The following is a 9,339-nucleotide window of genomic DNA, read 5'->3' as shown; positions in this document are numbered from 1 at the left end:
CGGCCGGGTCGTGGCCCGCCGCACCATCGGGCTGGGGGCCATCGAGCTGAGCTCCACGGCGCTGACCGACCCGCCGCGCGACCAGGTGGTCGCCGCCGTCCGCACCGGCCTCGAGCGCGACGGTCTCGACCTGCTGCCCTGGCGGGAGAGCGCCCGCGAGCTGCGGGCCAGGTTGGCCTTCGTGCACCGGGCGTGCGGCGAGCCCTGGCCTGACGTGAGCGACGAGGCGCTGCTCGGCGACGTCGACCGCTGGCTCGGCCCCGATCTGGGTCGGATCCGCACCGCACGTGACCTGCAGCGCATCGACGTCCTCGCGGCGCTGCGCCGGCTCGTGCCGTGGGAGGTCGCCGGGCGTCTCGACGAGATGGCGCCCGAGCGGGTGACGCTCCCGAGCGGGGCGCGCCACCATGTCGACTACTCCGGGGACCAGCCGGTCCTGGCGCTCAAGGTCCAGGAGGCCTTCGGGTGGACGGCCACACCGCGGCTGGCCGGGGGGCGGGTGCCGCTGCTGCTGCACCTGCTGTCCCCGGCCCGCCGCCCGGCGGCCGTCACGGCTGACCTGGCCTCCTTCTGGAGGACCGGGTACCCGCAGGTCCGTGCGGAGCTGCGTGGGCGTTACCCCAAGCACGCCTGGCCGCAGGACCCGCTCGCCGGCTGACCTACTTGACCACCGGCACCGGTGAGGCGTGCCAGATGCGGTCGAGGTAGTCGTGGATCGACCGGTCCGAGCTGAAGAACCCGGTCCGGGCGACGTTGAGGATCGCTGACCGGGACCAGGCCTCCTGGTCGGCGTAGGCCAGGTCGACCGTCTCCTGGGCCTCGATGTACGCCTGGTAGTCGGCCAGGACCATGAACCGGTCCTTGTCGAGCAGGTCGGAGACGATCATCTGGAAGGTCGTGCGGTCCCCGTGCGAGAACGTACCCGAGGCGATGAGGTCGATCGCCCCGCGCAGCGCCGGGTTGGACTCGTAGTAGGACCCGGGGTGGTACCCGGCGTCGGAGATCGCCTGCACCTCAGGCTCGGTGAGCCCGAAGAGGAAGAAGTTGTCCGCGCCGACGAGGTCGTAGATCTCGACGTTCGCGCCGTCCAGGGTGCCGATGGTCAGCGCACCGTTGAGGGCGAACTTCATGTTCCCGGTGCCGGAGGCCTCCTTGCCGGCGAGGGAGATCTGCTCGGAGAGGTCAGCCGCGGGGATGAGCTTCTCGGCGAGGGTCACGTTGTAGTTCGCCGGGAAGGCGACCCGCAGGTGCCCTTCGAGCTCCGGGGCGGTGTTGACCACCCGTGCCACGGCATTGATCAGGGCGATGATCTCCTTGGCCATCCGGTAGCCGGGGGCTGCCTTTGCGCCGAAGGTGACCACACGCGGGGTGAGGTCCGCCGCGCGCAGCTCACCCTTGAGCACCCGGTCGTAGGTGGTGATCACGTGCAGGAGCTTGAGCATCTGGCGCTTGTACTCGTGCAGCCGCTTGACCATGACGTCGAAGAGCGCGTCCGAGGGCAGCTCGATCCCGTCGCGGGTGGCGATGAGGTCGACGAAGCGCTGCTTGTTCTCGGCCTTGACGGAGCGGAAGGCCGCCCGGAAGGAGGAGTCCTCGGCGAAGGGCTCCAGCTCGCGCAGACGCTCGAGGTCGTTGACCCACCCGGTGCCGATGGCAGCGTCGATGAGCTCGGAGAGGCCGGGGTTGCTCAGCCGGATGAAGCGGCGCGGGGTGACGCCGTTGGTGACGTTCGTGAACTTCTCGGGCCAGTAGCCGGAGAAGTCGTTGAGCACCTTGTCCCGCAGCAGCTCCGAGTGCAGCGCGGCGACGCCGTTGACCTTGGAGCTGCCGACGGTGGCCAGGTAGGCCATCCGCACGGCACGCTCGGGCTGCTCCTGGACGATCGACATGCGACGGGCCCGGAGCTCGTCACCGGGGAAGGCCGCGCGCACGTCGGTGAGGAACTGCTCGTTGATCCGGTAGATGATCTCCAGGTGACGGGGCAGCAGCCGACCGAGCAGCTCGACCGACCACACCTCCAGCGCCTCGGGCAGCAGGGTGTGGCAGGTGTAGTTGAAGACCCGGCGGGTGACGTCCCACGCCACGTCCCAGGCCAGGCCCCGCTCGTCGACGAGGACGCGCATGAGCTCCGGGATGGCGATGACCGGGTGGGTGTCGTTGAGCTGGAAGGTGACCCGGTCCGGCAGGGTGGTCAGGGGGACGTCGTCGCCCACCTGCTGGGCGAGGAAGTCGGCGATGGACGCGGCGACGAAGAAGTACTGCTGCTTGAGGCGCAGCTCCTTGCCCTGCGGGGTGGAGTCCTCGGGGTAGAGGACCTTGGAGATGTTCTCCGCGACGGTCTGTGCACGCACCGCGGCCTCGTAGTCACCGGAGTTGAAGATCTGCAGGTCGAAGGCGTTCGTGGCCTTGGCGCTCCACAGGCGCAACGTGTTGACGTTGTGGGTGCCGTAGCCGGGGACCATGTAGTTGTACGGCACGGCCGAGACGCTCTCGGACGGGACCCACCGGATGTGGCTGCGTCCGGTCTCGTCGGTCAGCTGCTCGGTGTACCCGCCGAAGCCCACCTCGACGGCCATCTCGGGGTGCGGGAACTCCCACGGCGAGCCGTGCGAGAGCCATGTGTCCGGCTGCTCGACCTGGCGGCCGTCGACGAAGGTCTGGCGGAAGATGCCGTACTCGTAGCGGATGCCGTATCCCACGGCGGGGATGTCCAGCGTCGCGAGGGAGTCGATGAAGCAGGCGGCGAGACGGCCGAGGCCGCCGTTGCCCAGGCCTGGCTCGATCTCTACGCCTTCGAGGTCGTCCAGGTCGAGGCCCAGGCTGGTCAGCGCCTCACGGGCGATCGGCTCGAGGCCGGTGGCCAGCAGCGCGTTCTCCAGCTGGGGGCCGAGCAGGTATTCCGCCGAGAGGTATGCGACGACCTTGGCCTCCGAGGCCCGCTGGGTGCGCAGGGTCTCCAACCAGTTGTCGATCATGTAGCCACGCACTGTGCCTGCCAGCGCCCGGTAGAGGTTCTCCTTCGTGGCGATGGCGATGCTCACGCCCTGCTCGTAGCGGAGCTGGCGCAAGAACTCGTCCGCGAAGGACGAGACGGTCAGGGTGGAACGGGGCGTCTCCGATGAGGTAGTGGTCACACGGACCACGCTACCTCGTGAGAACGGACGGACATAGGACTGTGACCTCGCAGGTCTCGCGTGGACATCCCGGCCCCGCTCAGGCCCGGCCGTAGATGTTGACGAGCCAGCTGGTCCCGAACCGGTCGGTGCACATCCCGAAGGTGTCGCCCCAGGGGGCCTGCTCGAGCGGCATGACGGGGACCCCGCCGTCGACGAGCTTGTCCCAGTAGCCGCGCAGCTCGGCCTCGTCGTCGCCGCTGAGGGAGACCGAGTAGTTGTTCCCCGGGGTGTAGTCCATCGAGTTCGGCGTGTCGGCAGCCATGAGGGTGAGACCCTCCGGGGAGGTGATCATGGCGTGCATGACCTTCTCCGCCTCGGAGGGGTCCTCGCTCGCGTGGAACTCGGCGAAGGTGCTGATGGTCAGCTCTCCGCCGAACACGGAGTGGTAGAACTCGATCGCCTGCCGTGCGGTGTTGCGGAAGCTCAGGTAGGGGTTGAGCTGGGTGACCATGCTGGGACCGCCTCGTCGTCGATGGGTGTCGATGGGTGTCGATGGGTGTGGCTCGATGGGGTTCTTCGATGGGCTTCTTCGATTATCGACCGCTGCACCGCCTCGGTGCGCGGTGAGGGTGGTCAGACGGCGACGGACTGCTCGCTCTGGCCGGCCTCGATGACTCCTCCGGGGACGAGGTCGTCCAGCATGAGCAGGATCGTCTCGTTGAGCTTCTCGAGCTGGTGCAGCACCCGTTGGGTGGGCTGAGGGAGCGTGGGGTCGTCGAGGACGTCGCTGTCGACGGCGAGGCGTCCAGGGATGCCGCCCAGCTCCATCGCGCCGGAGGCGCGGCGAAGAGGCCCGGCTGTTCCCGTCACCTTCTTCAGCTCCCGGTTGACGGCCAGACCACGCGCCCGCAGGGTCGCCACCGGGACGTCCGCGCCGTTCATCCTGCGCAGGGAGTCCGCCGTCGACCCGGAGAGCGCCCCTAGGAGAGTGACGACGCTCCTGCGGGTGACCGTCCAGGCCCGTGGGCTGCCCCTGCGGGAAGAACGGCTCCATGCTGGAGATGGCTCGCCTGCGCCGCGCTCGGAGGAGTAGAACTGCGAGCACAGCGAGCGCAGGGAGCTGATGACGTCGTAGACCCCGAAGAGGAACGTCAGGATGAGCGACACCAGGACCACCCCGATCAGCGACTCGGCGATGGACAGCGCGCGCTCAGCACCTCGGTGTTCGGCGTGAGCTGGGAGGTGCCGACCGCGGCGAGCTGGGCGGCGGAGAAGTACAGGGCGGCGAAGAGGCCCGCGTGCACGCCGGAGTAGACGAAGTTGTCCCCGTGCATGCTGCCGTAGTGGATGAGCCCGTAGCCCAGGATCGTCCCACCGACCAACGTCACCACGGACGTCACGGTCTGCAGGCCCGTCACCTGGCGCAAGGCCGTCGGACGCCAGCGGCGGTTCAGCCGTCCAAGGTCGAGGAACGGTGGACCCTGCGACAGGGGACCCCGAGCCCGTGACCGCCATCATCGACGGGGAGACCTGAGCTCGACGCTCACCGGCTACCTGCTCGGCGTCGCGCGCTCCGACATCCAGGCCGGTCTACAGGGCTTCCGCGGCACGCTGGTGGGTGCGGCGGTCTACACCGCCCTCGGCTCCCAGTGGGAGGCTTATCCCATCACGGTGGTCGCGGCGGCACTGATCGCACAGGTCTCCGTGACGATCATCTCGCTCTTCTCCCGCGACCCGCTCAAGCCGATCAACCTGCCGATCCTCACCAAGGTCTCCGAGGTCGTCCTCATCAACAGCGTGTGGTCCGAGGCCCTCATCCTGCTCGGGCTCTTCCTGGCCCGCTGGACGGTGGGGGCCGCGGCCCTGCTGGGCAGCGTGGTGGGCAGCCTGTGCCACTTCGCCCTCGGCGAGGACCTCACCGGGACCAGCAACGGCCTGGAGGGCTACTCCAGGGTGCCGCCATCGCGCTCGCGGTCGTCTTCGTCAAGGCGACCTGGGAGCCGTGGGCGCTGGCCGTCGTCGGGTCCGCGGTGACCGCGCTGGTGACGGTGTGGATGCACCACGTCTCCGGTCCGGTGTACACATGGCCGTACATCCTCACCACCTGTGTCATGCCCGTGATCGTCTACCTCGTCCCGAACCTGCGCCGGGTGGAGAGCTGAGTCGTCAGAGCTGGCTCCCGAGCCACAGCCCCAGCCCGGCGAGGGCCACACAGACCAAGAGCGCGCCGACGCCCGATGCAACGGCGGCAGCGTACCGTTCCTGCCTGAGGAGCTGCACAGTCTCGTAGCTCGCCGTGGAGAAGGTGGTGTAGCCGCCAAGGAATCCGGTGCCCAGAACGAGCGAGAGCCCCCCGGGGACGCCGGAGGTCGCGGTGAGGCCGATGAGCAGACCCATCAGCAGCGAACCGGTGGCGTTGATGATCATCGTCGCCCACGGCACGGCGGACGTCAGGCGGGAGCGGATGACTCCGTCGGCCCAGAACCGCGTAGCGGCGCCCGCACCTCCGGCCAAGGACAGAACAAGGAAGAGCCCAGGTGTCATCGCGTGACCACACGTGAGTGCAGTACAGCCGTCACAAGTCCGGCGAGCGTCGCGCACGCGCCACCAACAACCATGCCGAGGGCGAACAATGCTGCGACCATGGGCCGGTCGGCAGTCAGGAGAATGGCAATCGCGGTGGCCAACGAGCTGTACGTCGTGAAGCCACCGCAGAACCCGGTGCCAAGCAGCAGCTTGAGGGACGTCCCCCTCGGAGTGGTCGGTGCCTGGCGCGTCACCGCCTCATAGAGGTACCCCAGGAGGAATGCCCCCACGACGTTGACGAGGGCGATGGCGACAGGGATCTCGCTGAGGTCCGGGACGGCCAAGAACACCCCTTCCCGTGCTGCGGTGCCTAGGGCGCCTCCGCTGGACACCAGGAGGATGGGTGCCCAGCTCTTGTGCGGAGGGCGCGTCACGAGGCTAGATGTGATGATGACGGCATGCTCGGCACACGAGCTGGGACGACCAGGACAGGTCGCTGCTGGCGGTGGGCCAGTTGCACGGCGATGGAGCGATGGAAGAACTCCTGCACGCTGGTGCTGAAGATGCGTTCATGCGTGCCCACGACGATCATCGCGGCGTCGACGGAGTTCGCGAACTGGCCCAGAGCCACAGCGATGTCACCGGTGAGGACACGCGTGGACCAGGTGACACCATCCTCGACCAACGTCTGGGCGAGGTGGGTGACGAGCTCGTCGTCAGTAGGCTCGGATGCGCTCGCGGGGCCTCGGACGTGGGCGCAGATGAGTTCGGAGCCGAAGGCCTGTGCGCAGCGAGCGGCCTGTTCGACGACGGACGCCGGCTGGCCGGGTGTCACACCGACCACGACGGGCGGGCCCTGTGGGAGTGACGGTTCGACCATGGTCCAGAGCGTAGGTCCCGGACGGGCGCATCGCAACGATGCCGCGCGAGACAGTTCGTACTCGTCGCGCACGGGGACCAGAAGTGCCTAGCCTGGAACGTATGAGTCGAACACGGCAGCCAGCGGTGAGCCGACGGGTCTTCTGGCCCGCCGCGGTGATCGTGGCTCTCTTCGTGACCTTCGCGATGGCCTTCCCGCGGACGGCGGAGTCAGCCTTCGACACGATCCAGAGCTCCATCGTGACGAACTTCAACTGGTACTACGTCCTCATCACGGCCTTCTTCGTGATCTTCTGCCTGTGGATGGGCTTCAGCCGGTACGGGGACATCAAGCTCGGCAAGGACGAGGACACCCCGGAGTTCTCGCTCCTGTCCTGGTTCTCGCTGCTCTTCGCCGCCGGGATGGGCATCGGCCTGGTCTTCTACGGGGTGGGTGAGCCGCTGAGCCACCTTGCTCAGCCCAAGCCCGGGACCACCGGGACGCAGGTCGAGCTCGCCCAGGCCGGCATGGCGCAGACCTTCCTGCACTGGGGGGTCCATCCGTGGGCGATCTATGTGGTCATCGGGCTGGCCCTCGCCTACGCCATCCACCGTCGGGGGCGGCCCATCTCGATCCGCTGGGCCTTGGAGCCGCTGCTCGGACGCCAGGTCCGGGGCCGCTGGGGCGACCTCATCGACATCGTCGCCCTCGTGGGGACGCTGTTCGGGGTGGCGACGTCGCTGGGGCTCGGGGTGCTGCAGATCAGCGCTGGCCTCGAGGCGGCGGGGTACCTCACCGCCTCGACCACGGTCAGCGTGGTGCTCATCATCATCATCACCGCGGTCGTGCTGTTCTCGGTGGTCTCCGGGGTGGGCCGAGGCATGAAGTGGCTGTCCAACTTCAACCTCATGCTCGCCACGGCGCTGCTGGTCCTCGTGCTGGTCATGGGGCCCACACAGTTCCTGCTGCGGGGCTTCGTGGAGAACGTGGGGAACTACCTGCAGGGCTTCGTCGGGCTGACCTTCGACGTCAGCGCCTTCCAGGGGGCTGCCGGTGAGATGTGGCAGGCGACATGGACGACGTTCTACTGGGGCTGGTGGATCTCCTGGGCGCCCTTCGTCGGGATCTTCATCGCCCGCATCTCCCGGGGGCGCACCGTGCGCCAGTTCGTCGTGGGAGTGCTGCTCGTCCCGACGCTCATGACCTTCCTGTGGTTCTCCGTCATCGGCGGCATGGCACTGTACTCCGAGCTGTTCGGCCAGGGCGGGCTGGTGGGCGCAGGCGGGGTGGTCGACATCGAGGGCGCGCTCTTCCTCCTGCTGGAGCAGCTGCCCGGGGGGACAGCCCTGACCATCGGAGCCATCCTGCTCATCGGGATCTTCTTCGTCACCTCGGCCGACTCCGGTGCGTTGGTCATGGGGATCATCGCGACCGGCGGGCAGGTGGAACCCAAGACATGGATCCGGGTGACCTTCGCGTGCTTCACCTCGCTGCTGGCCATCGCGCTGCTGCTGGCAGGCGGGCTCAACGCGCTCAAGACCGCAGCGATCATCATCGCGCTGCCCTTCTCCGTCGTCATGCTCCTCATGTGCTGGTCGACGGTGCTGGCCTTCTCCCGCGAGGACCGCGCCTACGAGCGCGCCCGCCGGGCGACCTTCCGCGACCATATCGGCGACTACTACGGCCTGGAGGTCGAGGCGCCGGTCGAACGCCAGGACGGGTCGCCTCTGGAGGACATCCTCGGCATTCACCGCCGGCACGGTGACCATCCCCACCCACGCCCCCACCATCGCCCGCCGGGCTTGGGCACGGGGATCTCCCACGGCAGACGCAAGCCACCGACCGGTCCCACCGACGACGACCCCGGGGGATCAGGGGGCTCGTGAGACGCGTTGTGCCTTGCGCGCCAGGGTAGCCGGGAGCAGATCGGGTCGTCGTCGGGCGCGCGGAGGGGGACCGGCCCTAGGGTGGGCTCGTGACCTCTCCTGTGACGACGCTGGTGCTGGCGGCCCACCCGGGGCCGACGGCGGCCGTCACCGCGCTCTCCTTGGTGCTGGGCGTGGGAGTCGGGCTGCCCGGGAGCACTCTGGTGCTGCTCGGCCTGGCCTTCCTCGCCGGTCAGCTGTCCATCGGGTGGTCCAACGACTGGATCGACGCGGGGCGCGACGCAGCGGTGGGGCGGACCGACAAGCCGGTGGCCACCGGGGAGATCGACGTCGCGGTCGTCCGTACCGCGGCCCTGGTCGCCGCCGCGGCGACGGTGGTGCTCTCCTTCGCCCTCGGCCTGGCTGCCGGGGTGGTGCACGTGGTGCTCGTGGCGTCGGGGTGGAGCTACAACGCGGGCCTCAAACGCACCCGGTGGTCCGTGGTCCCGTTCATCGTGAGCTTCGGGCTGCTGCCCGCCGTGGTCACCTTCGCCCTGCCTGACCCGACACCCCCCGCGCCGTGGGCCATGCTCGCCGGCGCCGTGCTGGGCGTGGCCATCCACTTCACCAACGTCCTGCCCGACCTCGACGACGATGCCCGCACCGGGGTCTCCGGGCTGCCCCACCGCGCCGGACGCCGGGTCTCCGGCCTCGTCGCCTTCGCCGCCCTGGCATTGGCATCGGTCGTGGTGCTCGTCGGCCCCGGACTGGTCGCCGGGTCCGCCTCGTCGCCGCCGTTGCTCGCGATCGTGGGGGTGCTGGCGGCGGTGTCCATCGCCGTGTGGGGCGCCGCCCTCGTGCTCACCCGCCCACCAGGACGGCTGCTCTTCCAGCTCATCATCATGGCCTCGCTCCTGCTCGCGGCTCAGCTCGCAGCGAGCGGCACGGCCCTGGTGGCCGGGTAAGGTCTGCG

Annotated in this window: 12 protein-coding genes; 5 read left to right on the top strand and 7 right to left on the bottom strand. The window is 68.9% G+C overall.

What is annotated here, in order from left to right; translation table 11 throughout:
* On the top strand, positions 1–658 hold a 658-nt coding region (locus SS2_RS07835), incomplete at its 5' end, for an ATP-dependent helicase C-terminal domain-containing protein (RefSeq protein WP_281178675.1).
* Position 659: 1 nt separating this feature from the next.
* On the opposite strand, the gene SS2_RS07830 is transcribed toward SS2_RS07835, so the two are convergent.
* The 4 genes from SS2_RS07830 to SS2_RS07815 all read right to left on the bottom strand — a co-directional run bounded on the left by SS2_RS07830 (position 660) and on the right by SS2_RS07815 (position 4,507).
* Complete coding sequence (locus SS2_RS07830; RefSeq protein ID WP_066462793.1) at positions 660–3,134, bottom strand: glycogen/starch/alpha-glucan phosphorylase; 2,475 nt, start codon at positions 3,132–3,134, stop codon at positions 660–662.
* Positions 3,135–3,213: 79 nt separating this feature from the next.
* On the bottom strand, positions 3,214–3,627 hold the full coding sequence (locus tag SS2_RS07825) for a VOC family protein (RefSeq protein ID WP_066462760.1): 414 nt from the start codon (positions 3,625–3,627) through the stop codon (positions 3,214–3,216).
* 122 nt (positions 3,628–3,749) lie between these two features.
* The gene (locus tag SS2_RS07820) at positions 3,750–4,283 is read right to left on the bottom strand and encodes a hypothetical protein (RefSeq protein WP_157607241.1); all 534 of its coding nucleotides are present in this window, start codon (positions 4,281–4,283) and stop codon (positions 3,750–3,752) included.
* A 14-nt stretch (positions 4,284–4,297) separates the two neighbouring features.
* Positions 4,298–4,507 (bottom strand): hypothetical protein, encoded by a 210-nt coding sequence (locus SS2_RS07815; protein WP_157607240.1) that lies wholly within the window; start codon positions 4,505–4,507, stop codon positions 4,298–4,300.
* On the opposite strand from SS2_RS07815, the gene SS2_RS17945 reads away from it, so the two are divergent.
* Together SS2_RS17945 and SS2_RS18130 are read left to right on the top strand one after the other, a co-directional pair.
* On the top strand, positions 4,482–5,150 hold the full coding sequence (locus SS2_RS17945; RefSeq protein ID WP_369405204.1) for an urea transporter: 669 nt from the start codon (positions 4,482–4,484) through the stop codon (positions 5,148–5,150). The genes SS2_RS07815 and SS2_RS17945 overlap by 26 nt on opposite strands.
* Entirely contained in the window at positions 5,078–5,278 is a 201-nt protein-coding gene (locus SS2_RS18130; protein ID WP_281178676.1) for an urea transporter, read from the top strand. Before SS2_RS17945 ends, SS2_RS18130 begins: the two co-directional genes overlap by 73 nt.
* A 4-nt stretch (positions 5,279–5,282) precedes the next feature.
* On the opposite strand, the gene crcB is transcribed toward SS2_RS18130, so the two are convergent.
* Genes crcB through SS2_RS07795 form a run of 3 tightly spaced genes read right to left on the bottom strand, consistent with a single transcriptional unit; the run spans position 5,283 to position 6,522 of the window.
* Entirely contained in the window at positions 5,283–5,660 is a 378-nt protein-coding gene (crcB, locus tag SS2_RS07805) for a fluoride efflux transporter CrcB (RefSeq protein WP_066462749.1), read from the bottom strand.
* Positions 5,657–6,076, bottom strand: a complete 420-nt coding sequence (locus SS2_RS07800; RefSeq protein WP_245643439.1) for a fluoride efflux transporter FluC — start codon at positions 6,074–6,076, stop codon at positions 5,657–5,659. Before SS2_RS07800 ends, crcB begins: the two co-directional genes overlap by 4 nt.
* A complete protein-coding gene (locus SS2_RS07795) occupies positions 6,073–6,522 on the bottom strand; it encodes a universal stress protein (protein WP_083941951.1) in 450 nt (149 codons plus the stop codon). The genes SS2_RS07800 and SS2_RS07795 overlap by 4 nt, the downstream gene beginning before the upstream one ends.
* 101 nt (positions 6,523–6,623) lie before the next feature.
* On the opposite strand from SS2_RS07795, the gene SS2_RS07790 reads away from it, so the two are divergent.
* Together SS2_RS07790 and SS2_RS07785 are read left to right on the top strand one after the other, a co-directional pair.
* Complete coding sequence (locus SS2_RS07790; RefSeq protein ID WP_083941949.1) at positions 6,624–8,387, top strand: BCCT family transporter; 1,764 nt, start codon at positions 6,624–6,626, stop codon at positions 8,385–8,387.
* Positions 8,388–8,476: 89 nt separating this feature from the next.
* Positions 8,477–9,331: a UbiA family prenyltransferase gene (locus SS2_RS07785; RefSeq protein ID WP_066462744.1), complete on the top strand. Its 855-nt coding sequence runs from the start codon at positions 8,477–8,479 to the stop codon at positions 9,329–9,331.
* Positions 9,332–9,339: the final 8 nt, after the last annotated feature.

Origin of the sequence: Sanguibacter suarezii NBRC 16159 (assembly GCF_001552735.1) — a bacterium.
In the GTDB taxonomy this organism is placed as follows: domain Bacteria; phylum Actinomycetota; class Actinomycetes; order Actinomycetales; family Cellulomonadaceae; genus Sanguibacter; species Sanguibacter suarezii.
The sequence above is the reverse complement of the archived record's forward strand: the minus strand, read 5'-3'. Positions and strand labels throughout refer to the sequence as shown.

Bases quoted from the DNA above. Each gene is read 5' to 3' on its own strand.
- SS2_RS07825 (WP_066462760.1), bottom strand. From the start codon at position 3,627: ATGGTCACCCAGCTCAACCCCTACCTGAGCTTCCGCAACACCGCACGG.
- crcB (WP_066462749.1), bottom strand. From the start codon at position 5,660: ATGACACCTGGGCTCTTCCTTGTTCTGTCCTTGGCCGGAGGTGCGGGC.
- SS2_RS07795 (WP_083941951.1), bottom strand. From the start codon at position 6,522: ATGGTCGAACCGTCACTCCCACAGGGCCCGCCCGTCGTGGTCGGTGTG.
- SS2_RS07790 (WP_083941949.1), top strand. From the start codon at position 6,624: ATGAGTCGAACACGGCAGCCAGCGGTGAGCCGACGGGTCTTCTGGCCC.